This is a genomic window from Parabacteroides sp. AF21-43, assembly GCF_003635435.1.
Classification (GTDB): domain Bacteria; phylum Bacteroidota; class Bacteroidia; order Bacteroidales; family Tannerellaceae; genus Parabacteroides; species Parabacteroides distasonis.
The window spans coordinates 17,635-41,067 of record NZ_QTMG01000028.1; the positions used below are offsets into that span (position 1 = coordinate 17,635).

The following is a 23,433-nucleotide window of genomic DNA, read 5'->3' on the forward strand; positions in this document are numbered from 1 at the left end:
TTCAGATAACTCTGCCGGATAATTTCTTCTTTATCATATTATGTCCTGTCCTTATTATTCAACAGGAATGTCTTTGTTTACGTTCTTGCTACCGATCAAAGCGTAATATAGCAAATATGCCAATCCTAGGAATACCACCCAGAAGCTAGTAATGAAACCGCCAGCGTCGGCTACAGCTCCTTGGATCAACGGAAGAATACCTCCACCGCAAACCATCACCATGAAGATACCGGAAGCGGCTGCCGTATATTTACCTAAACCTTCTACTGCCAAGTTGAAGATACCACCCCACATGATGGAAGTACATAAACCACAAAGAGCCATGAACATGATTCCAACCGGAACCTCAACCATACCGAAAGAGATATCAGACAAGAATACAGGCATACTAACTTTTGTCGTAGCAGGGGCGAAGATAGCGATCAAGATAAAGATCATACCTACCGTGGCGGCTGATGACAACATCGCCTTACTAGAGATCTTAGCTCCGAAAGAGGCACCGAACAGACGTCCGATCATCATCAAGAACCAATATGTACCCACGATAGAACCGGCTACTGTAGGATCGATACCGATCTCAGGAGAAGTAGCGAACAAGTTCATGAAGTTAGGAATACCTACTTCGACACCCACATACAAGAAGATTGCGATGGCACCTAAAATGAAGTGACGGAAAGAAAGCGCGCTGTGCTTGTCCGGAGTCTTGGCTTCATTTTCTTTAACCATATGCGGTTCCGGAATTTGCATGCAGAACAATACGATAAATACGATGGCAAAGATACCCATAGCCAAGAACAATGCCGGGTTAGCGTCACTGATCTGAGCCTTAGCAGCGTCACCGATCAAATAACCAACCAATACCGGAACGATCGTAGCGCCGATAGAGTTTACGGAGCCGGCAACCTGAATTAATTGGTTACCTTTGTTTCCACCACCACCTAGCGTGTTCAACATCGGGTTTACTACGGTATTCAACATACACATAGAGAAACCGGACACGAAAGCACCTGTCAAATAAACAGCGTAGCTACCAGCCACACCGGAAAGATAAGAAATGCCTACACCACAGAAACCTACGATGATCGCTAACAAAGCGGTTTTCTTGTAACCGATCTTCTGCAATAGCATACCGGCCGGAATACCCATGAAGGCATAGGCGATAAAGTTAGCCGCGTTACCCAGCTGCGACATGAAGTTGCTGGCAGCGAACTGGTTCTTAACGATGATACCGAATGGGTTCTGTAGACCCGTCACGAAAGATATCATGAAGAAGAGAGCCACCATCATGATAATAGGCAATGTGTAATTCTTTTTTGCTGTTGATTCCATTTCTTTTTTGTTGTTTTAGATTATTAGATTACTTAAATTATTCTCTTATTCTACACTGAATTTATAAATAGTAGTACTTTGGAAAACCTCGCCCGGGCGGAGTTCCGTTGTCGGATATTCCGGTTTGTTGGGGCTATCGGGGAAATGTTGGGTTTCCAGACATAAAGCGGCCCGTTCCGGGTAGCGTTGTCCGTTCTTACCTTCGAAATTCCCAGTCATCCAGTTACCTGTGTATAATTGCACGCCCGGTTGAGTCGTATAAGTTTCCATTACGATACCGGTCTTGGGGGAGGAGCAGCGAGCGCAGTAAGAAAGTTCGTTGTCCTCTTTATTTAATATGTACGTGTGGTCATATCCCTTACCGAATATAAGCTGTTCGAAATTGTCATTGATTCGTTCGCCTACCTCATGAGGAGTCCGGAAGTCCATCGGTGTACCTTCTACTTTCTCTTTAGGTCCGTACGGGATTGCCGTATTGTCCGTAGGCAGGTAATAGTCGGCGTTGATCGTGAGGATATGGTCTCCTATATAAGGATCTCCCGCACCGGATAGGTTAAAATAAGAATGATTGGTTAGATTCAAGACCGTAGGTTTGTCCGTAGAGGCTTGATAGGAGATAACGACCTCATTCTCATTTGTCAGATGATAAGTTACGGTTGTCTTTAGTTCTCCGGGGAAACCTTCCTCGCCATCGGCGGAGGTATATTTCAACTCAATGGTTTGCTCGTCTATTTGTTTGGCGTCCCATACGACCGCATTGAATCCCTTGATTCCGCCATGCAAGCTATTGGGGCCATTATTTATGGCTAATTTGTCATAAGTAATACCGTCGATCGTGAATTTTCCAGCGGCGATACGATTTCCATAACGACCGCAAATGGCACCGAAATAAGGTTCTTCTGATGTTAAGTACTCTTCAATCGAATTATGGCCAGTAACGACATCGGTCATTTTTCCGTTCTTATCCGGAACCATCAGTGAGACGATTTTCGCTCCATAATTCGTGATCGCTAGCTCTGCTCCAACCTTGTTACACAGGGTATAAAGCGCCGTTTCTTTCCCGTCAATTTGCTTGCTGAAGTTAGCAACAGACAAGCCCGACAGTGTATTTATGTTCTTCATGCGTATCAATATTATTGAAATTGCGTGTAAAAGTAACTTTCTTCTTTGTATTTATAACCTTTCTGAATAATGTTTTATAGCATGATTTTAGATTTGTCTACCAAAAATATATAATTATCGCTTGTTTATACGTCAAGTCCTTGATTCTTCTCTTAGGCTAAAAAAACAAAACAACTCTTGTCTTACCCCTGTTATTAGTAAAACAGAGATAGAAAGAAATTGTCCATGCGGTCGTCCTATAAATATATCATACTCATACTCTTTGTGCTTATGCCCGGCTTGCTTTATTCCCAATCTCAAGATTGGGTACGTAAGTCCATTTATCCGCAAGCGGATAGTGGTAAAAGCAAGATCTATAATTGGATGTGGGGGAGGCATTATCGTCACCTTTATACGATCCCGATCAGGGTTCCTTCGGCTACGATAGAAACGTTGGGGGGTGGGATGGATATCGTCGGGCAAGCGGAAGGGTTTCACGGATTATTGTTGGAGAATAAGCGTAAGCAATTGTATTTGCTAAAGCCCTTGGGTGGCTCTACGAGTTTCTTGGAGTCGAAGTTTTTCCGGGAAATATATAATAAGACTGATTTTAAGAATACATATTTGGATGAGTTCTTAGGAGATGCTTATACGATTATCAATCCCTATACCTTTTTGGTCGCAGATTATTTAGCGAAGTCCGCGGGATTGAGTTTTTCTCCCTCCCGTATTTACTATATTCCTTCCCACATACGGAAAGACACAGTTGCGGACGGCAGCGATATACAAGATAGGCTGGTCAATCTAATCAATGTTCCGGATATTAATTTAAGGTCTAATTTGTATACCACGGAAGACTTTCTAGACAGCCTTCAAGTGAGTAAAAACTATATGGCGGATCAAAATCTATACATTCGGGAACGTATTTTCGATATGTGGACCGGAGATTGGAATAAGACGAACGAAAACTGGGAGTGGCAGTCACATACCGTCAATGATAGCGTAATTTATACCCCGATCGTGATCGATAGGAATCATGCTTTCACGAAGGTGGACGGAGTATTGTTCAAGCAAATGTTGAAGATGTTATCGTTGGATTTTATCTGTAATTATGATAGCCTGATTTTAAAAGATACAAAGAAAATCAATAAGCTAGCTTTTGCGCTGGATATGGCGGTAGCAGGCCGCAGTGATGAGTCGGTTTGGATACGCCAAGCCCAAGAAATTCAGAGACAGATGACCGACTCTTTGATCGATAGCGCTTTTACTTATTTGCCGGAAGGTGTAAAACATGATGAGATAGAACTGATTAAACGAAAGTTGAAACGAAGGAGGCTAGAGTTGGAAGCGGTTGCCAGTCAATATTATCGCTTATTGCAACGTACGCCAGTGGTTGCCGGAACCAATCAATCCGATTATTTCTTGATCGAGCGGCAAGCGCCGGACCGGACTGTTTTACGGATTTATGATCCCGAGACCGGAGACTGTAGGTTGGAACAACAATTCTCCGGCAAGGAAACCAAGGAACTGTGGTTATATGGGCTTGCGGGAAACGATACGTTTGAAGTGAAGGGAAATACACGGAAAGATTTTCCGATATACTTGATCTCCGGAGAGGGGGAGAACCAATACCAATTGAATCATAACCGGAAAATACATGTCTATGATAAAGATTATAAATATGATTACCAGAAGATAAAATACCATAAGATATCTTTTACCCCGTGGGGAATATATGATTCGGATAAAGGTATTAGTTTGGGTACGTTCTTTACATATACGATGTATGGCTTTAAACGAGCCCCATTCACCTATCAGCATCGGATCGGGTATAATTATTTGAAAGGGTTCATGTATGCAGGTATCTTCCCTAATTATGATGGCCGGAGACGTTTATACCTAAATGCCTCCATTTCTTCACCCCGTAACTTCGAGAACTTCTTCGGATTTGGAAATAATACGGCGGGCTATAAAGAGGAGAAAAAGAATTATAACCGGGTGAAGCTCCGGACGTATATGTTTAATCCATCCTTCGAGATGGATTTGAGGAAAGAAGAGGTGATGACATTCTTTGGCTCTTTGGATATGTACAAGGCTAAACGTACGGATGATCGATATATTTATACGGTTTATGGAGAAGATCATCCTATTTTCCGCACGAATTATTTCGTAGGTCTTGGCGCTACTTACCGGATAACGAAACAGCCTTATTCGTGGCTTCCCCTATTGGAAACCGAATGGACGGCCGGATGGAAAATGAATTTGAAAAAGCCGGAACGTAATTTCCCCTATGCGCAGGGAAGCCTTTCATGGAACGTACGGTTCTCGGATCGTTTTACTTGGGCCTCCTTGATGAAGGGAACGGTATTATTCGATAATGACTATGAGTTCTATCAAGCCGCCACGATTGATTTAAGGGGATTCCGTGAGAACCGTTTTATCGGAAAGCAATCCTTTTACCAATACTCGGATTTACGCTTGGACATGGGAAAACTAAAGAATCCGTTCACTCCCTTAAAATATGGTCTATTCGCGGGCTTTGATTATGGGCGGGTCTGGTTTCCCGGTGAGCGTTCCCATAGTTGGCATACTTCCTATGGTGGCGGGATTTGGCTTACTTTCTTGAATAAGTTCACCACTAAATATTCTTGGTTCGGCTCGACGGATAGTTTCCGGTTCGCCTTTGAGTTGGGGCTTGGGTTTTGATATAGCCTCAAACCTACACGGGACTGATGAGGGAAATTCTCATCATGATAAGGAGGGTTATTGTCTATTTCTATATTTGTTCTTGTCTTCTGTCGTATGACCCGGTAAAAACGTGTACGTGTTTTCCGAAAAACATGTACGACTTTTGTGGAAAACATGTACGTGTTTTTTCAGAAATATAATCATGTTTTTAAGGATGATGATAATCAATGATTTACATATTCGTGTTATTTGCATGCTTATTGTTTGGATTTATTGAGTGAAAATCCATACATTTGCCTTTGATCAATTTTGTTCTTGTTATGAAGTGGTTAAAGGCAATGTTTTTGTGCATGGTCGTTTTTGCCGCATTGACTGTGGTCGCCAACGATTCTTTCTCCCAAAAGGAGGTACGGGCGTGTGCTTCTACATCTTTATTTTCAATAGCGAATAAAGAGCCGGCTGCTTTCATCTCTTTTCAAGAAATCATAACTCCTTTGACGTCTTTCTCCGCTTTTGGGGAGAAACTTTTGTATCTTATTGCCTCATTGAATTTTTTCCTCGCTTTGTTTACCCAGTCGGTAGCTTTGTTGTTTTACGAACGGAGGGTAAGTTATGTTCGATTAAAATCCGTCTTTTGGCAAGAGCGATACTCTTGCTATGTGCTTTGTCGTATGCTGAATTAGACATGATTATGCCCTGTCTTCAAGGGCATAGAGGAGAGTTGTGTCAATTTATTTTATACGAAAAACAAGCGTATCATGAACTCTATATATCGAAATTTTATTATCACGTTGAAGGCAAATAAAATGGCGGCAACACTAAATATATGCGGCCTCGTTATCGCCTTTACTTTATTTGATAGCGTAGCTATCCGTACGGAATCCGAACGAACTTTTGATAAAATACACTCGAAAGCCGAGGCTATTTATCGATTGGATTGTGTGACAAGTAAAAGTCAATGGCCTACGCAAATCCTGCCTTTCGCCCAAGCATTTGCCTCGTCTTCTCCACATATATTGGAAAGTACGATCATAAATCCTTACATAGGGGAAGTTTATTTTACGATCGGGAGGGACGAGATTCTCAAAGGTTATAAGGAACCGGTGATAACCTGTACTCCGGGGATCGTTTCTATATTTGACTTCCAATTGGTGGAAGGTTCACTAGATTGCTTAGATGATCCGGAGAAATGCCTTTTGCCGGAAAGTATGGTCCGGAAGATATTTGGCGAGTCATCGGCTATTGGTAAGGAGTTGCTTGCGGAAGAAGAGATTTGGAGCAAGGAACGAAAATCACTAGTCGTAGGAGGAGTTTATAAAGATTTCCCGGAAAACACACAATTGAATAATGCCATTTATACTTCTTTATCGTCGACTTATTGTATGGATGATTGGGATAACTGGATTTTCCTTTGTTATGTCCTTTTAGATGATCCGTCACAAAAAGATCTCATTTGCTCCCAGTTTAACCAAGCATTTCCCTTCAAGCAATACGAGAGGCTCCAAGAGGTACAGACCCGTTTGGTGAATTTATGCGATATTTATTATATGAATGATATGAATAGTGTTACTTACATAAAATCAGGGAATAAAAGACAAACGGATTTGTTGTTTAGCGCTTCGTTTCTAGTGGTATTGATAGCAGTGATTAATTTTATAAACTTTACAATGGCATTGGTTCCGGCAAGAATAAAAAGTATTAACATCCGCAAAATTCTAGGGGACTCGGTATGGCGGTTGCGTGGATTTCTTTGGTTAGAGTCTTTTCTTTTTGCGCTATTGTCTTATGCTATATCCTTGTTGCTGTTATTGGTTTATGAAGGTTGCATTGGAGGAGGCTTTCATATGAAGGGAATAGTTTTTTTGGGTGGATTATTTATGGCTTTGTGTGCGGGACTATTGGCCGGTGCATATCCGGCTATTTATGCGACTTCTATTCCTCAGCGAATCGTGCTGAATGGTTCTTTCGGTTTGTCTCCAAAGGGAAAAAGAATGCGGGAATGTCTGGTTGGTTTTCAGTATACGGTTTCAATTATATTGATCGTCCTGTCACTGTTTATTTATAAGCAGATAGAGACAATGCGGAGTCATTCCTTTGGTTTCGGGAATGATAATGTAGTTGTCGTAGAATTGAATAAGGAGATAACCGAGAAATATAAAGAGAATTTTACCAACCGTTTGCGTGGTTATGCGGGAATTGAGGATGTGGCTTTCGCCGCTAGTAAGATAGGAGCGACCAATGAGAATCGTGGCGGGGCCGCAGAGTTTAATGGAGAGACTATTTATTTTTATTATTTGAATGTATCACCTAATTTTTTATCCCTTATGGATATTACCGCGAACGAAGGGCGTGTCTCAAGGATGGAAGATGGGAGGAATAAAGAGTTGCTTTTGGTTTTTGACCAAAAAGCGAAAAGGCAATTAAACCTTCATGTGGGTGACCGTATGAAAACCTTTTGGGGGAATGATGCCCGGGTATTAGGATTTACGGATGAGGTGGTGATCGCTTCCACACATAAAGCATCGGAGCTGCTAGCTACTTATCCTGTCGCTTTTGTGACGAATGAGGAATTTTATATGCCTTACGCTTATATTAAGTTGATGCCGGGGGCTGATAAAGGAAATGTTTTACTTTATATTAGGGACATGCTCAGCGAACTTTCTCCTTCATGTTTATCCGATTTTGAGTTTTGCGATACATTTTCCCGGCATCTGTATGAAAAAGAAATCCAGTTTGGCGACCGGGTTATTTTATCCAGTGTTTTATCTATCTGGATGGCATTGGCAGGTATTTTAAGTCTGGTATTGTTTGATGTCCACTATCAGCGGCGAGAAATTGGTATAAGGCGGGTGTATGGATCTTCCGTGAGTGAGATACTATATCGTTTGAATAAAGTCTATTTAAAGGTCTTGCTCATTAGTTTTGTTATCGCGATTCCAGTTTCCTATTATTTTATGGAGAGATGGGGCAGTAATTTTATGGAGAAAGTCCCTGTCAGTTATTTGATTTATTTTGTCGCATTGCTAGGGATCAGTATCCTGACGGTAGGAGTGGTCACGTTCCAAAGTTGGAGGGCGGCGAATGAGAATCCGGTGGATATGTTATAGACAACTTACATCGGCAACGAAGTTAACTTTATCGGCAAAGTAACTTAACATACTTTGCTGATGAAGCTAAGATACTTTGGAAGTACAGATAAGGTATTGGATTGTAACCGATTTTTCTAACTAATTTGAAATTTGTAAGGGAGGATTTATGCGAATAGTCCCTCCCTTACATTTTGTCTTGTTCAAATAGTTGGCTTTATTTGTCCTAGAACTTATTTCTTCAAGGCCTCCAAAACTTGAGGCATCATAGTACAGATATAATGTTCTTCTTTCGCTGTAAAGAAATTGCCATCGACTACGGAATCCTCATCTGTTGCTTGTCCTTTGCTAATGGCAGGCTTAGCCAACGGATGTACCGCTAGCTTCTTTCCTTCCGTGATTCCGGTGAAGTCGAAGAGCATAGCGGCAGCGCAATGTCCAATCATAATTTTACCCTTTTCCCCGAAATTCTTAATCACATCCATTAGATCGATATTGTATTGTTTGCTAGCGTTCTGCTGGAAAACAGGAACCGCATCGCCACAAGCGAATACCATTGCGTCGTATTCATCTTCATGCCCTTTTAAATTAGCGATCACATCGTCTACTGTCAAAGCTATGCCAGAGTTCGTTTTGATCTCTTTTGAATTGGCTACCGCATATACTTTATAAGTAATGCCATTCTCGAAAAATGATTCCAAATATTGGAACAAACCAAATCCATTTACTGGATTTACCGCTAAAACTGCTACTTTCTTTGCCATAATCGTAAATTATTAAGTGATACAATAGTTATTTTTCGTAAGTTTATTACTTTTGTGGCGTAAAAGTAAGCCCCTTTTTTAGAGAAAACAAGGAGGCACTTATAAATAAGGAACTTACATGGATGTAACCATTGTTGAGATTCAAGTAAATAGAAAAGGTTAAAAAATGAAAAACTTTCATCCGACGGGGAATTGCCCCGTGAGAGACGTATTGAGCCGGCTAGGAGATAAATGGTCTATGCTAGTGCTTATCACTTTAAGTGCTAACGGTACCATGCGTTTTAGTGATATCCATAAAACCATCGCGGATGTATCGCAACGTATGCTGACCGTAACCTTGCGTACGCTGGAATCGGATGGTCTGATCGAACGAAAGGTCTATGCGGAAGTTCCTCCCCGAGTAGAATACTGCTTAACGGAAAGAGGATTAAGTCTTATTCCCCATATCCAAGGATTGGTGGATTGGGCGTTGCAGCAGATGAGTGGTATTATGGAAAGCCGGGTTTTACATACGTCATGACTTGCTTTGGCATTAATCTATCCGCTAATTTTTTGCTTTATCTAATTCAACCTTGAATCTGACAAAAGCGTGTATACAGCTGTTCGGGAGACGTATTAGCATCTATTAGATTAAAAAGGGCGAGGTACATCTGATCCCCGTTTTGAAGGTTTGCGTAAAGGTGGAAATATCTTTTTTCAGCTTTTGTCAAGATATTGACAAGCACTAATAATATGTATGTGTTATTCATGGAACTTTTGATATTATCAAGTGTTTGATATATAGTGAATATGAGAAATTGTATGATGCAAATATATCGATTTGGGTTTATCTACGATGAAGATTAATTGATGATTTTTATATTTTGGATCTTTTTATATTTGCGACATCGGTGAATGAATTTAAATTAACATGAAATCTGGTGTACCAAGCGGAATATATGATATTTTTGTTAAACGAATGATTAATAAGAGAAAAGCATGAAAGACTTACGGAATCATAATATATTGGTTGTTGGAAGTAGCAATACCGATATGGTCATAAAGACGAATCATCTTCCTCGTCCGGGGGAGACCGTATTAGGAGGAACATTTTTTATGAACCCGGGTGGGAAAGGAGCGAATCAAGCGGTTGCTGTTGCTCGGTTAGGGGGACAGGTCTCGTTTATTTGTAAAACAGGCAGTGATATATTCGGGCATCAATCCCAGCGGCTATTTGAGGAAGAGGGGATTGATACTTCCTATATTTTCTCAGATCCGAAGAATCCATCTGGCGTAGCGTTGATTACGGTAGATGCCCATGCTGAGAATTGTATTGTTGTGGCTTCTGGGGCAAATGCGAATTTACTGCCAACAGATTTAGCGAAGGCAGAGGAAGCTATAGAACAAGCCGAGTTGATATTAATGCAGTTAGAAATACCGATGGATACTGTTGAGTTTGTCGCAAAGACAGCTTGGAAGAAAAATAAGCGAGTAATACTAAATCCGGCTCCAGCTCAACCATTGTCGGCTGCGTTACTCCGCCATCTGTATATGATTACCCCGAATGAGACAGAGGCGGAGATGATCTCCGGCGTGAAGATCACGGATGAGGTTTCCGCGGAGAAGGCTGCGCAAGTTATAATGGAGATGGGAGTACAGAACGTAATCATTACTTTAGGTTCAAAAGGAGCTTTGATTTACTGTGATTCCATGGTAGATATGGTTCCTGCGATAAAAGTGGAAGCCGTTGATACTACTGCGGCCGGGGATATTTTCAACGGTGCTTTAACGGTTGCTTTGGCCGAGGGGCGGGATTTAAGGGAAGCCGTGAGATTCGCTTGCAAAGCTTCCGCCATTTCCGTGACTCGTGTGGGAGCGCAATCTTCCGCTCCTTATCGAAATGAGGTAGATATCTTTGATTAATCTAAAAAACAATCTAATATTATGAAACAAACAGTATTTGCGATGATAGCGGTAGCCTCTTTATTTATAGGGGCGACCTCATGTTCCCAACAACCCTCGGCAAAGGATCAAACGACGGTTCCCGCTGAGTTTACGATTAGTAAAGAAAAGTTGATGGATAAGATTAAGGGAGGCTGGGCCGGACAAACCATAGGCTGTACGTATGGCGGTCCGACGGAGTTCAAATATAACGGAACGATGATTCAAGAATACGTACCGATCGTATGGCCGGACGGATATATCAAGTGGTGGTACGAGAATGTACCCGGATTGTACGATGATGTTTATATGGACCTTACATTCGTGGATGTCTTTGACCGGTTGGGATTGGACGCTCCTGTGGACTCATTCGCCATGGCGTTCGCTACGGCGGGATATACGTTATGGCATGCTAACCAGTCGGCACGTTATAATATTTTGCAAGGGATCATGCCTCCGGCGTCCGGCCATTGGCTGAATAACCCGCATGCGGATGATCTGGATTATCAGATCGAGGCGGACTATGCCGGACTGATGTCGCCGGGTATGCCGAATACGGCTTCCGAGATTTCTGATAAGATCGGGCATATCATGAATTACGGAGACGGTTGGTACGGCGGTGTGTATGTCGGGGCGATGTATTCGTTATCGTTTATCTCGGATGATATCGAGTTTATCGTGACCGAGGCGTTAAAGACGATACCGGAGCAAAGTACCTATTATAAATGTATGAGCGATGTGATCCGCTGGCATAAGGAATATCCGGACGATTGGAAGCGCACTTGGTTTGAGTGTGAGAAGAAATGGAGCTCGGATATTGGTTGTCCGGATGGCGTTTTCGTTCCGTTCAATATTGATGCCGTGATCAATAGCGCATACATTCTTATCGGCTTGCTTTATGGTGAGGGAGATTTCTATAAAACATTGGATATCTCTACCCGTTGCGGACAAGACTCGGATTGCAACCCAGCCTCCGCGGGTGGTATCTTAGGAACAATCCTTGGTTATAGCCATATACCGGATTATTGGATGAAGAACTTGAGAGAAGTGGAGAATATGGATTTTGCCTATACGACCATCTCATTGAATAAGACTTACCAAATGGGCTTCGATCAAGCGTTGCAAGTGATAGAGCGCAACGGCGGTTCCGTTTCAGGTGACGAGGTGACGATCAAATGCCAGCAACCTGTAGCCGTTCGTTACGAGAAGGCTTTCGAGGGTATGTATCCGATAGAGAAAGTGGCGGTTAATAAGAATTTGCCCGATGTAGGAGAACTGCCTTTTGAGGGAACAGGCGCCGTATTCAAAGGCTTTGTGAACGCTAAAGATGATAAATACGTAGCGAGAGTAGAGATGTACCTAGATGGGGAGCTGGTTGAGACGGCGAACCTTCCGGCATCCTATACGACTCGTAGGAACGACCTGTTCTGGAAGTATCAGCTGCCCAAGGGAAAACATACGGCTACGTTTAAATGGCTAAATCCACGTAATGATGTCTCCGTTCATTTCAGCGAGATACTGATTTACTCGGATGCTCCGAAAGAGATTGTTCACCAATAAATTATAAAGATTATGAAGAAATCATTGTTTCTGATGGGCTTATTTGCCTTGTTGATTTCCTGTAAGGGAAATGTGTCGAAAAATATTCCTCAAACCGATAAGCCTCAACCGGTAAATCTTATTCTAGATACTGATTTAGGTCCGGACTATGATGATGTGGGCGCTATGGCCTTGATGCATGCCTTGGCGGATAGCGGTCAGGTAAATATCCTTGCGACTCTTTCCTCCAACCATGATGAGCGGGTGGTACCTTGCATTGAGGTGTTGAATACTTATTTCAACCGTCCGGACATACCGGTAGGGGCACCAAAGAGCGAACCGGGGGCCTCCTTGACTACTTGGCATAAAACGAAGTGGACTGACGAGTTACCCGCTAACTATCCGCATCATACGGCGAAGACTTCCGACGCTCCGGATGCTCTGAAGGTGTACCGTAAGATTCTGAGCGAACAACCGGATACCAGCGTTGTTATTTGTACGATTGGTTTCTTCTCTAATTTAAGGGACTTGCTTCAATCGGGAGCTGATGAATATAGCGATCTCTCCGGAAAGGAATTAGTCGCCAAGAAAGTGAAACGTTTGGTTTCTATGGCGGGCCTGTTTCCGGAAGGAAAAGAATTTAATGTGTATTGCGATGTCCCTGCCTCTAAAGTCGTAGCGGATGAATGGCCTACAGAGATTGTCTTTAGCGGTTTTGAGATCGGGAACGTAATCTTGACCGGAAAGAAACTGGTGCAAATGAACGTGGAGAACAGTCCTGTAAAAGATGCGTATGCCCTTTGTTTCGCGGAGGGAGACCCGGAAGGGCGCATGAGCTGGGATCATACGGCGGTATTGGTCGCTATAAAAGGTTATGAGCCTTATTTCGATGTAGAGCGAGGTACCTTTCATGTCGTAGATGATGAGGGGACTAACAATTGGGTGGCAAATCCCAATGGCCGTGATCTTCGTTTGATCGAGAAGATGCCGCCTACGGAGGTCGCTTCCTTGATAGAGAATTATATGATGCATCAACCATCTATTAAATAGTATTTTATGTATATCGTACAAGATTATTCTTTAGCTGTCATATTCTGTGTCGTTACGATGCTTTGTTGGGGATCGTGGGGGAATACGCAGAAATTAGCCTCCAAGACTTGGAGATATGAGTTCTTCTATTGGGACTACGTGATTGGTGTCTTGCTCTTTTCTCTGATTTCCGGCTTTACCTTGGGCAGCATCGGGACGGAAGGACGCAGTTTCCTGCCGGATTTGGCGCAAGCGAATCTCGCTAGTTTAGGGAGTGCCTTTTTGGGCGGTATTATTTTTAATGCTGCCAATATCTTGTTGTCTGCGGCGATCGCCATTTGCGGATTGTCGGTCGCTTTTCCGGTAGGGATCGGATTGGCCTTGGTGCTAGGCGTATTGGTTAACTATTTTGGGGCGGCGAAGGGGGAACCGACTTATATCTTTATCGGTGTAGCCTTAATCACGATCGCCATCATCTTGAACGGCCTGGCTTATAAGAAAGCCTTGGTCGGTACCAAGAAAGTATCGGGGAAGGGGATCCTTATATCGGTTGTGGCCGGCGTGATCATGGCCTTTTTCTATCGTTTTGTCGCCGCTTCCATGGATATGGAGAATTTCGCTTCTCCGGCACCCGGGAAGTTGACGCCTTATACCGCCGTATTTGTTTTTGCCATAGGAGTATTTGTTAGTAATTTCTTATTTAACACATTGGCAATGAAACATCCGGTGGAAGGTAAGCCTGTCTCCATATCCGGTTATTTTAAGGGAGATATGAGTACGCATCTCGTGGGTGTATTGGGGGGTGTTATCTGGTGTATCGGTCAATCTTTCAGTATGATAGCGTCAGAGAAAGCGGGAGCGGCTATATCTTACGGATTGGGGCAAGGAGCCACGCTAGTCTCCGCTTTATGGGGCATCCTTATCTGGAAAGAGTTCAAGGGAGCGCCAGCCATTTCCAATCGTCTGAATGTCGGGATGTTTATTTTATTCGTGATCGGACTTGGGTTCTTAATTTATGCGGGAGCTTAAATAACGTTATTTTTATTTATTCCGGAAAAAACATTACCTTTGTTCTTGTTTCTTGTTTATGGGAGTTTAATAACGAAAAAAGACGATCTATGAAAGAAGAAGGTGATGTATTCAAAAAGTTCCGTGATTCCTTCAGCAGGATGGAGGGACATTTCCATATACTAGAACAGCGTGTGCCGGTTGAACTTCAGATGGAGTATTTCAAATACTCGGAAAACGTACGGAAGGAAAACCGGCCTCCCCGTCCCTTATCGGAGGATGAGTGCGAGACCCTGTACAACACTTTGTTGACGGAGGAAACCACGGACAAGACCGAGAAGAGATATTTGTTATCTCAATTGGCTACCTCGAAATCCGTCCGTGCGTACCGATTGTTGGAGGAATACACCCAGCATCCGGACCCGGAAGTGACAGATTGGGCCTACATGGCTTTGATGGAGTCTCGTATCTCTTTAGAGTCCGATTTCTCCGACGAGAAACAAATTTATATCTCGACCGGCTTGGGAGGAAAAGGGGAGAAGCTGCGTTTCTATGTCTTGATGACGTCTAAAGGCAAGAAACCTTTCCAAGAATATCAGCGGCAGACAATCGAGCGGGAGTTCGCTTATTATCTGCCGAAAACGGACTGCGAGATCGAGCGTTTGACGATCGGTGAGCAGTATGTGGAGCTGGTGTTCTTGATCCCGGTACGTACGGATATAAAAGCCACGTTGGACCGGGTGATCAATGAATGTAACCAATACGGCGATTTCCTCTCGAATGTTTTCACGATCACGAATGTCAAGGAATTGACACCCGAGGAGATTTCCGAGATTATAAGTAAGAATGGAGACGATTAAGCAAGCTATTAAGTATGGTGTAGTCGGGTTGAGCAATACCTTGATAACGATGATTGTTATCTGGGTGATGATGAAACTCTTCGGATGCCGGGAAGGTTTATCTAACTTAACGGGATATGTGGCAGGCATATTAAACAGTTTCATCTGGAACAAGCAATGGACTTTCAAGGGAAGTTCCACCGGATGGACGAAAGGGGCGGTTCGGTTCACGATCGCTTTCATTATTTGTTATGCCTTACAGTACGGATTGGTACTGATCTTGAATTCCCGACTTACGATCGATCATTACTACAACCACTTGATTGGAATGGCTTTCTATACGGTGATTAATTTTTTAGTAAATAAGTTTTATACCTTTAAAGCTTAAAAGGCATGAAGAAGTTAGCGGTTATAGTCCCGTGTTATAACGAGGAAGCCGTGATCGAGGAATCGTATCGGCGTACGAAAGAGGTCTTGGTAAAGTTGCCGAACCCTACGGAGATTATCTATATAAATGATGGCAGTCAGGATAAGACACGTTCTTTGTTGGACCATATAGCCGCTACCGATCCTCTTGTGAAGGTGATTCACTTCTCCCGGAATTTCGGTCATCAACCGGCGGTAACGGCGGGTATCAATAACTGTGACGCTGATTTGGCGATTATCATCGACGCCGATATGCAGGATCCGCCGGAATTGATTCCGGATCTGCTGGAAGTGCAGGAGAGAGAGGATGCCAACGTGGTTTATTGCGTCCGTAAGTCACGGGAAGGGGAGAGTCTTTTCAAGCTGTTCACCTCCAAGGCTTTTTACCGGGTGATGAATTATATGAGCGAGGTCCATTTCCCGCTGGATACAGGAGATTTCCGTTTAGTGGACCGGAAGGTGATGAATGAGTTCGACCGTTTTAAGGAACGGGGAAAATATATCCGTGGCTTGATAAGCTGGGTGGGCTTCCACCAAGTGCCGTTTTATTATGAGCGTGAGGCGCGTATCGCCGGCGAGACGAAATATCCGATTAGTAAGATGCTGAAATTCGCGTCGACGGCAATGCTTTATTTCTCGAAGAAGCCGTTGCGTTTGGCGACGAGTCTCGGGTTTATATCCGTATTGGTCGGTATAATCTTGGCGGTTTGGTTCACGTTGGGCAAGATCTATGGTTTTAGTAACGCCGAGGTTGGCTGGACTTCTATCATGACTTCCATTATCTTCTTTGGAGGTGTGCAGCTATTGACGGTCGGCGTGTTAGGGCAATATGTCGGTATCCTCTTTGACGAGATCAAGGCCCGTCCCGAATACATTATTGACGAGAAGAAAAACTATTAAAAAACATCGGAGGCGAAATAAGCCGTTTTTCTATGATCTGAATTCTGTTCCATGATAAATGTCTTTTCATGATATACTCGTGAATGTAACATAAACAATTCGATATCCGGATAGTTTATACATAGAAGAGATTAATAAAACTTATGTGTCATGAAGTATAGAATAGAGAAAGATACCTTAGGTGAGGTGGAAGTGCCGGTGGACGTTTATTATGGGCCGCAAACACAACGGAGCGTGAATAATTTCAAGATCGCCACCGATATTAGCCGGATGCCCAAAGAGGTGATAGAGGCGTTCGCTTACTTGAAAAAAGGAGCGGCTTTGGCTAATAAAGACGCCGGCGTCTTGTCTCCGGAGAAATGCGAGTTGATCGGTAAGGTATGCGACGAGATCTTGGCGGGTAAATTAAATGACTCCTTCCCCTTGATCGTATGGCAAACGGGGAGCGGGACCCAGACGAATATGAATGTCAATGAGGTGATCGCCAACCGGGCACATGTGCTGAGCGGAGGAAAGCTAACGGATAAGGAGAAAGTGCTGCTTCCGAACGATGACGTGAATAAATCGCAATCCTCCAATGATACGTTTCCTTCCGCTATGCATATTGCCGCCTATAAGGTGACTGCGGAGGTGACGATACCGGGATTGGAGAGTCTGTATCGTGCGTTGGCGCTAAAAAGTGAGGAGTTCATGAAGATCGTGAAGATCGGGAGGACTCATTTTATGGATGCCACTCCATTGACATTGGGGCAAGAGTTCAGTGGCTATGCGGCTCAATTGGAATATGGTATACGGAAAGTAAAGGATTCCCTGTCGCATATCTCCGAGTTGGCTTTAGGAGGTACGGCGGTTGGGACCGGTATTAACGCCCCGGTCAATTATGACGAGTGTGTCGCTAAGAAGATATCAGAGTTGACTGGGCTTCCTTTTGTAACCGCTCCGAATAAATTCGAGGCCCTAGCTACCCATGATGCCTTGGTTGAGGCGCATGGAGCCTTGAAATCCGTAGCGGTCAGCTTAATGAAGATCGCGAACGATATACGAATGTTGGGCTCAGGTCCTCGTGCCGGTATCGGTGAGATCCATTTGCCGGAGAACGAGCCGGGTTCCTCCATCATGCCGGGAAAGGTGAATCCTACGCAATGCGAGTCATTGACGATGATCGCCGCTCAAGTAATGGGTAACGACGTGACAATCTCGATAGCTGGCTCCAACGGGCAGTTCGAGTTGAACGTATTTAAGCCGGTGATTATCTCGAACTTCTTGCAAAGCGCCCGCTTGATTGGTGACGGTTGCCTGAATTTCAGCGAACGTTGCGTAAAAGGCATTACCCCGGTGAACGAAAACATCAAACGCCATCTGGATAGCTCCTTAATGCTGGTTACCGCCTTGAATCCGAAAATAGGATATTACAAGGCCGCCGCTATCGCCCAGAAAGCCTATCAAGAAAATAAGACTTTGCGGGAGGCGGCTATCGAGTCCGGTTATGTGACCGCCGAGGAGTTTGATCGTTGGGTAGACCCGTCCAAGATGGTAGGAAAGATTGAGTAGTGTCAAAACTGCTACATCTTCTCCCAAAAATGAAACAAAGAGTTAAGATGATAATGGATATTTTTGTACCGTTATCATTTTAATTCTTTGTATTATGAAGAGCACACGATGTATTTTGTCTATAATCTTAGGGTTGCTGGCCGGATGGCTACCTCTGGGTGCGGTTACCGTATTGAAGAACCTACAGGTTGAGTATCAAACCAATCCACTGGGAATTGATGTCAGTCAGCCACGTTTTAACTGGCAGATGGAGTCCGATCGCTATGGGGCCTGTGGACAGGCTTATCGGTTATGGGTGGCCGATAGTCCGGAGCAATTGGCTGCCGGGCGTTATATCTATGATTCGGGAAAGGTTCTTTCCGGGGAATCGGTCGGCGTAGTTTATCAAGGAAAAGCATTGCAACCTTCCACTCGCTATTATTGGAAAGTTTCCGTATGGGATGAATCGGGAACGGAAATTACCTCCACTGAGCCTGCGTGGTTCGAGACCGGTCTTTTGGGTTCCGGATGGAGTGGCGCCCGTTGGATCGGCTCGTCGGAGACACAACTCTCCAAATATCGCTCGCATTATGTGATCGACTATGATGTGCGGGTTGCCGAGGGTAATGATAAAGCCGTATTTGTCTTTGGGTCGAGGGACGCTGATAATTATGTGTCTGCTGAACTGGACTTGAATGGTTCGGGGGACGCCCGTTTCATTTTACGTCATACCACAGATGGAAAAACGAGGCAAGATGCGGCGGAAAGTCTGGCCTCTATCATCCCAGCCTCGGATAAGCATAAGGTGCATCATATCCGGTTGAAGGTGACGACGGCCCAATATGCCTTGAAATATTTCGTGGATATAGAGATCGATGGAAAGACCTTGGTGAATTCCTCTTTGACTCCCGAGGAGAAAGAACGGAAGAGCCGTGGTGATTTCTGGGGAGGCAAGGAAGGGGCTTTCACCGTGTATCCTTATCCAGATGGAGAGTTGGTTTATCATTGCCGCTTGTATGCGATCGGTTTCCTGCAACCTAAAGGGCAGACCGCTACATTCTCCAACTTGCGTATCAGCGAGGATACGTGGAATACGCTTCTGTACAATCCTGCCGAGACTTATGTGGAGAAAGGGGAGGGAAAGCTCAATGTCTGGTATCCGGGCGAGAACGTATCCGCTCCCATGCTCCGGAAAGAGATAAAGATAGAGAAACCGGTCAAGAGCGCCCGTTTATATGCTACCGCTAGGGGCATCTATGAGTTCTCGGTGAATGGGCGGAAGGTTGGAAAGGATTATCTGAATCCGGGTTGGACGGATTACCGTTACCGTATCATGTATAATACGTATGATATAACGAGTTTGCTACGACCGGGTGATAATGGTATCGGGGCGATGTTGGGTGCCGGATGGTGGAGCGAGCATAGCGGTTTCCTTACCGGTTGGCAGGATCAATACGGAACCCGCCAGTCCTTATTGGGAAAGATCGTGATCGAGTATGCCGACGGTACTCGTGAGACGATCGTTACGAATGATAGCTGGAAATGTTATGACCGGGGACCGATCACTTTTAACGGCCTTCAGAATGGAGAGGAATACGATGCCCGGAAAGAGGTGAACGGCTGGGATGCTCCGGGTTTTGATGACTCGTCATGGAAACCGGCGACCTTATTCGCCGCTCCTCCGGTAAATGTGGAGATCCAAGGATATGTAGGCAGCCCGATACAAAATAATGTGACCCTGACCGCTCAGTCCGTGGTAGAGCCTATCCCCGGCGTCTATGTCTATGATATGGGGCAGAATATGGTCGGTGTTCCCCGTCTGACTTTCAAGGGAAAGGCCGGACAGGAAATCACGATCCGTTTCGGGGAGATGAATTATCCGGAAACGATCCCTACCGAACCTGTCGCCCCGTACACGATCGCGATGTATAAGGAGAAGAAAGGGCAAGTCTATACGGATAATTACCGGAGCGCCCTTTCCACGGATCGCTATATCCTGAGAGGGGATGCGGCGGGTGAGACGTATGAGCCTCGCTTTACGTTCCATGGTTTCCGTTACGTGGAGATTCACGGGTTGGAGAGGCCGTTACCCTTGGAGGCGGTGAAAGGGATCGTGCTGGAATCTATCGGTGCGCGGACGAGCGGTTATGAGACATCGGACGAGCGTGTCAACCGTTTGTTCAGCAATATCATCTGGGGCCAACGGGGTAATTTCCTGTCGGTTCCGACCGATTGCCCGCAACGGGATGAGCGTATGGGCTGGACAGGGGATGCGCAGGTATTTGCCCGTACGGCTACTTATAATATGAATGTCGATCCGTTTTACACCCGTTGGCTCTACTCGGTCCGGGATAATCAAGGAGATGACGGTAGTTACGCGAACTATATACCCGTAGTCGGTTTCCCTCCACACGGCGCGGAGGATGGCGGAGGTGCCATGGGATGGATGGAAGCCGGCGTGATCGTACCGTGGCAAATGTATCAACAATACGGAGACGTGCGTATTCTGGAACAGCATTACGCTTCCATGGTCGCTTATATGGATTATTTGGAGCGTCGTGCCGTACGCTATGTACAGCCCTTCGGTGGTTTCGGCGATTGGCTGGCTATCGAGCCGACGAATTCCATGTTGACGAACACCGCTTACTCCGCCTACGACGCTTTGATTATGGAGCAGGTAGCGAAACGTTTAGGGAAGGACGCGGACCAAAGGCGTTTCCGTACTTTCTACGAGAACGTGAAGAGGTCTTTTAACGACCTGTTCGTAAACGAGGAAGGACGCACGTTCGCCCCGACGGTGGAATCTATCTTTGGTAAGGACTCGCAAGTAGGTATGTGGCCCGGAACGGCGGCTACCGAGGCGAAAATCGTAGATACGCAGACCTCATACGTGGTTCCTCTCCAGTTTGATCTGTTCAATGAGAAAAACAAACCCTTGGCGATCCGGCATCTGGTAGAGAATATCAAGAAACATAATTATACGCTTACGACTGGCTTTATCGGTACGCCTTACCTGAATTTGGTATTATCCGACAATGGTTATGACGATGTCGCCTATAAATTATTTGAGCAAACCGCCTATCCTTCATGGCTGTATCCTGTCCTGCAAGGCGCTACCACGATTTGGGAACGTTGGAATTCCTACACGTTGGTAAATGGCTTCGGCCCTGTGGATATGAACTCTTTCAACCATTATTCGTATGGCGCTATCGAGGAGTGGATGATAGCTTATACCTTGGGTATCCAGCGGGATGAGGAACAACCCGCCTATAAGCACATCATCCTTCAACCCCGTATCGGCGGAACCTTCTCGTTCATCCGGGGTCATTACGATTCTGCCTATGGCCGTATCGAGAGTGGATGGCAAATCCAAAAGAAGGGCTATATATACGAGGCAACCATCCCCGCTAATACGACGGCTATTTTATATCTGCCCGCTAAATCGGAGAAGTCCGTTCGTATGGAGAAAGGGCAGGAGGGTATCACGTCCGTGGGGTTGAAGGATGGGAAGGCTGTGTACCGATTGAGATCGGGGAGCTACCGGATATGTGTGGATTGAATATTTAGAAAATATTTGGCCTTGCATCGGGTGCGCAGTCGAATCTGTGAGAAATGCGGGGCTTACATCGGGCGCGGGGTCGAATCTTGGAGAAATATTTGACCTTGCGCTGGGTGCGCGGTCGAATCTCGGAGAAATGCGGGGTTTACACCGGGTGCAAGGTCGAATCTTGGAGAAATGCGGTGCTTCTCACCCGGTGTAAGGTCAGATTTTGTAAAAACGATAGTGCCCGGCCTTATTAAAATCTGTACATTCGCGCAAAAATAAATAAGAACATTGTTCATGATTGTTTAATTCTAATTAGATCAAGCGAGAATGTCAATACGAAAATCGGATCGCATTATCAGCGTGGAGCACGTATCGAAGTATTTCGGCGAGAAAGCCGTGCTGAATGATGTAAATTTACAGGTCCGCAAGGGCGAGTTTGTAACCATTTTGGGGCCTTCCGGTTGCGGAAAGACTACCCTGTTGCGTTTGATAGCCGGCTTCCAGACGGCCTCCGAGGGCGTTATCACGATGTCCGGGAAGGAGATTACGCAGACGCCGCCGCATAAACGTCCCGTAAATACGGTATTCCAGAAATATGCTTTATTTCCACATCTGAATGTGTACAATAATATCGCCTTTGGCCTGAAGCTGAAGAAACTTCCTTCCGCCACGATCGAGAAGAAAGTGAAACAGGCGTTGAAAATGGTAGGGTTGACAGACTATGAGGATCGGGATGTCGATTCCCTTTCCGGTGGCCAGCAGCAACGTGTGGCGATCGCTCGCGCTATCGTGAATGAGCCGGAGGTGTTATTGCTGGATGAGCCGTTGGCGGCCTTGGACTTGAAGATGCGCAAGGACATGCAAATGGAATTGAAAGAGATGCATAAGTCCTTAGGCATTACGTTCGTGTACGTGACCCACGACCAAGAGGAAGCGCTGACGCTTAGCGACACGATCGTTGTCATGAGCGAGGGAAAGATCCAGCAAATCGGTACCCCGATCGATATTTATAACGAGCCGGTCAATTCGTTTGTCGCTGATTTCATCGGTGAGAGTAACATCTTGAACGGAACGATGATCAAGGATAGGCAAGTCTCTTTCGCCGGTCATGAGTTCGAGTGCGTGGACGAGGGATTCGGGGAGCAAATGCCGGTAGATGTCGTGTTGCGCCCCGAGGATATTTACATCTTCGAGCCGTCGGAGGCGGCGATGCTGACGGGTACGGTAACCTCCTCCATCTTTAAGGGCGTGCATTATGAGATGATGGTGCAAACCCCGAACGGATACGAGTTTATGGTACAGGATTACCACCCGTTCGAGGCGGGTAGCGAGGTCGGGCTTCTTATCAAGCCTTTCGATATCCATGTAATGAAGAAAGAGCGTATTTGCAATACCTTCGAGGGAAAGCTCATCGACGCTACGCATGTGGAATTCCTAGGCTGTACGTTCGAATGCAAGGAGGTAACCGATATAGAGCCAAATACGCCTGTGAAAGTCGAGATCGATTTTAAAGATGTGATCTTGGAGGATAACGAGGAAGACGGTCGCCTGACCGGAGAGGTGAAATTTATCCTCTACAAAGGCAACCATTATCATCTGACCGTGTTTACGGATTGGGACGAGGACATCTTTGTCGATACCAACGATGTTTGGGATGATGGAGACCATGTCGGCATAACGATCGCCCCGGATAAAATTCGAATTATTCATGCTTAAAAAGGGAAGGA

17 protein-coding genes are annotated in these 23,433 nt (G+C 45.0%); 13 read left to right on the forward strand and 4 right to left on the reverse strand.

The window, feature by feature from the left end:
* Nucleotides 1-54: 54 nt before the first annotated feature.
* Both DWX84_RS16915 and DWX84_RS16920 read right to left on the reverse strand, forming a co-directional pair.
* Nucleotides 55-1,329, reverse strand: coding sequence for an MFS transporter (locus DWX84_RS16915; RefSeq protein WP_005866353.1), 1,275 nt, complete (start codon nucleotides 1,327-1,329; stop codon nucleotides 55-57).
* Nucleotides 1,330-1,374: 45 nt separating this feature from the next.
* Nucleotides 1,375-2,451 (reverse strand): aldose epimerase family protein, encoded by a 1,077-nt coding sequence (locus DWX84_RS16920; RefSeq protein WP_005866355.1) that lies wholly within the window; start codon nucleotides 2,449-2,451, stop codon nucleotides 1,375-1,377.
* Nucleotides 2,452-2,676: 225 nt separating this feature from the next.
* Here DWX84_RS16920 and DWX84_RS16925 point away from each other — a divergent pair, with 225 nt between their 5' ends.
* On the forward strand, nucleotides 2,677-5,136 hold the full coding sequence (locus tag DWX84_RS16925; protein ID WP_008779609.1) for a hypothetical protein: 2,460 nt from the start codon (nucleotides 2,677-2,679) through the stop codon (nucleotides 5,134-5,136).
* A 214-nt stretch (nucleotides 5,137-5,350) separates the two neighbouring features.
* On the opposite strand, the gene DWX84_RS21515 is transcribed toward DWX84_RS16925, so the two are convergent.
* The gene (locus DWX84_RS21515; protein WP_158593344.1) at nucleotides 5,351-5,587 is read right to left on the reverse strand and encodes a hypothetical protein; all 237 of its coding nucleotides are present in this window, start codon (nucleotides 5,585-5,587) and stop codon (nucleotides 5,351-5,353) included.
* A 289-nt stretch (nucleotides 5,588-5,876) separates the two neighbouring features.
* Here DWX84_RS21515 and DWX84_RS16940 point away from each other — a divergent pair, with 289 nt between their 5' ends.
* Entirely contained in the window at nucleotides 5,877-8,225 is a 2,349-nt protein-coding gene (locus DWX84_RS16940; protein ID WP_122377576.1) for an ABC transporter permease, read from the forward strand.
* A 212-nt stretch (nucleotides 8,226-8,437) separates the two neighbouring features.
* Here the strand turns inward: DWX84_RS16940 and DWX84_RS16945 are convergent, their stop codons facing one another.
* Nucleotides 8,438-8,968, reverse strand: a complete 531-nt coding sequence (locus DWX84_RS16945) for a DJ-1/PfpI family protein (RefSeq protein WP_022191891.1) — start codon at nucleotides 8,966-8,968, stop codon at nucleotides 8,438-8,440.
* Between the two features lie 166 nt (nucleotides 8,969-9,134).
* On the opposite strand from DWX84_RS16945, the gene DWX84_RS16950 reads away from it, so the two are divergent.
* The 11 genes from DWX84_RS16950 to potA all read left to right on the forward strand — a co-directional run bounded on the left by DWX84_RS16950 (nucleotide 9,135) and on the right by potA (nucleotide 23,422).
* Nucleotides 9,135-9,488 carry a helix-turn-helix domain-containing protein gene (locus tag DWX84_RS16950; protein ID WP_005858079.1) on the forward strand — a complete coding sequence of 118 codons (354 nt, stop codon included), beginning with the start codon at nucleotides 9,135-9,137 and terminating at the stop codon, nucleotides 9,486-9,488.
* Nucleotides 9,489-9,946: 458 nt separating this feature from the next.
* Nucleotides 9,947-10,870 carry a ribokinase gene (gene rbsK / locus DWX84_RS16960; protein ID WP_122377577.1) on the forward strand — a complete coding sequence of 308 codons (924 nt, stop codon included), beginning with the start codon at nucleotides 9,947-9,949 and terminating at the stop codon, nucleotides 10,868-10,870.
* A gap of 21 nt (nucleotides 10,871-10,891) precedes the next feature.
* Nucleotides 10,892-12,448 carry an ADP-ribosylglycohydrolase family protein gene (locus DWX84_RS16965; protein ID WP_122377578.1) on the forward strand — a complete coding sequence of 519 codons (1,557 nt, stop codon included), beginning with the start codon at nucleotides 10,892-10,894 and terminating at the stop codon, nucleotides 12,446-12,448.
* Nucleotides 12,449-12,460: 12 nt separating this feature from the next.
* Nucleotides 12,461-13,477, forward strand: a complete 1,017-nt coding sequence (locus tag DWX84_RS16970; RefSeq protein ID WP_005866371.1) for a nucleoside hydrolase — start codon at nucleotides 12,461-12,463, stop codon at nucleotides 13,475-13,477.
* Nucleotides 13,478-13,483: 6 nt separating this feature from the next.
* Entirely contained in the window at nucleotides 13,484-14,485 is a 1,002-nt protein-coding gene (locus DWX84_RS16975; protein WP_005866373.1) for a GRP family sugar transporter, read from the forward strand.
* Nucleotides 14,486-14,574: 89 nt separating this feature from the next.
* A complete protein-coding gene (locus tag DWX84_RS16980; protein WP_005866375.1) occupies nucleotides 14,575-15,324 on the forward strand; it encodes a hypothetical protein in 750 nt (249 codons plus the stop codon).
* Nucleotides 15,311-15,691, forward strand: a complete 381-nt coding sequence (locus DWX84_RS16985; RefSeq protein WP_005858065.1) for a GtrA family protein — start codon at nucleotides 15,311-15,313, stop codon at nucleotides 15,689-15,691. The genes DWX84_RS16980 and DWX84_RS16985 overlap by 14 nt, the downstream gene beginning before the upstream one ends.
* A gap of 5 nt (nucleotides 15,692-15,696) precedes the next feature.
* The gene (locus tag DWX84_RS16990) at nucleotides 15,697-16,629 is read left to right on the forward strand and encodes a glycosyltransferase family 2 protein (RefSeq protein WP_008779615.1); all 933 of its coding nucleotides are present in this window, start codon (nucleotides 15,697-15,699) and stop codon (nucleotides 16,627-16,629) included.
* A gap of 150 nt (nucleotides 16,630-16,779) precedes the next feature.
* Nucleotides 16,780-18,180, forward strand: a complete 1,401-nt coding sequence (fumC, locus tag DWX84_RS16995; RefSeq protein WP_048927809.1) for a class II fumarate hydratase — start codon at nucleotides 16,780-16,782, stop codon at nucleotides 18,178-18,180.
* A gap of 94 nt (nucleotides 18,181-18,274) precedes the next feature.
* Nucleotides 18,275-21,718, forward strand: a complete 3,444-nt coding sequence (locus tag DWX84_RS17000) for an alpha-L-rhamnosidase (protein ID WP_048927810.1) — start codon at nucleotides 18,275-18,277, stop codon at nucleotides 21,716-21,718.
* Nucleotides 21,719-22,033: 315 nt separating this feature from the next.
* A complete protein-coding gene (potA, locus tag DWX84_RS17005) occupies nucleotides 22,034-23,422 on the forward strand; it encodes a polyamine ABC transporter ATP-binding protein (protein ID WP_008779618.1) in 1,389 nt (462 codons plus the stop codon).
* The last annotated feature ends 11 nt before the right edge of the window (nucleotides 23,423-23,433 follow it).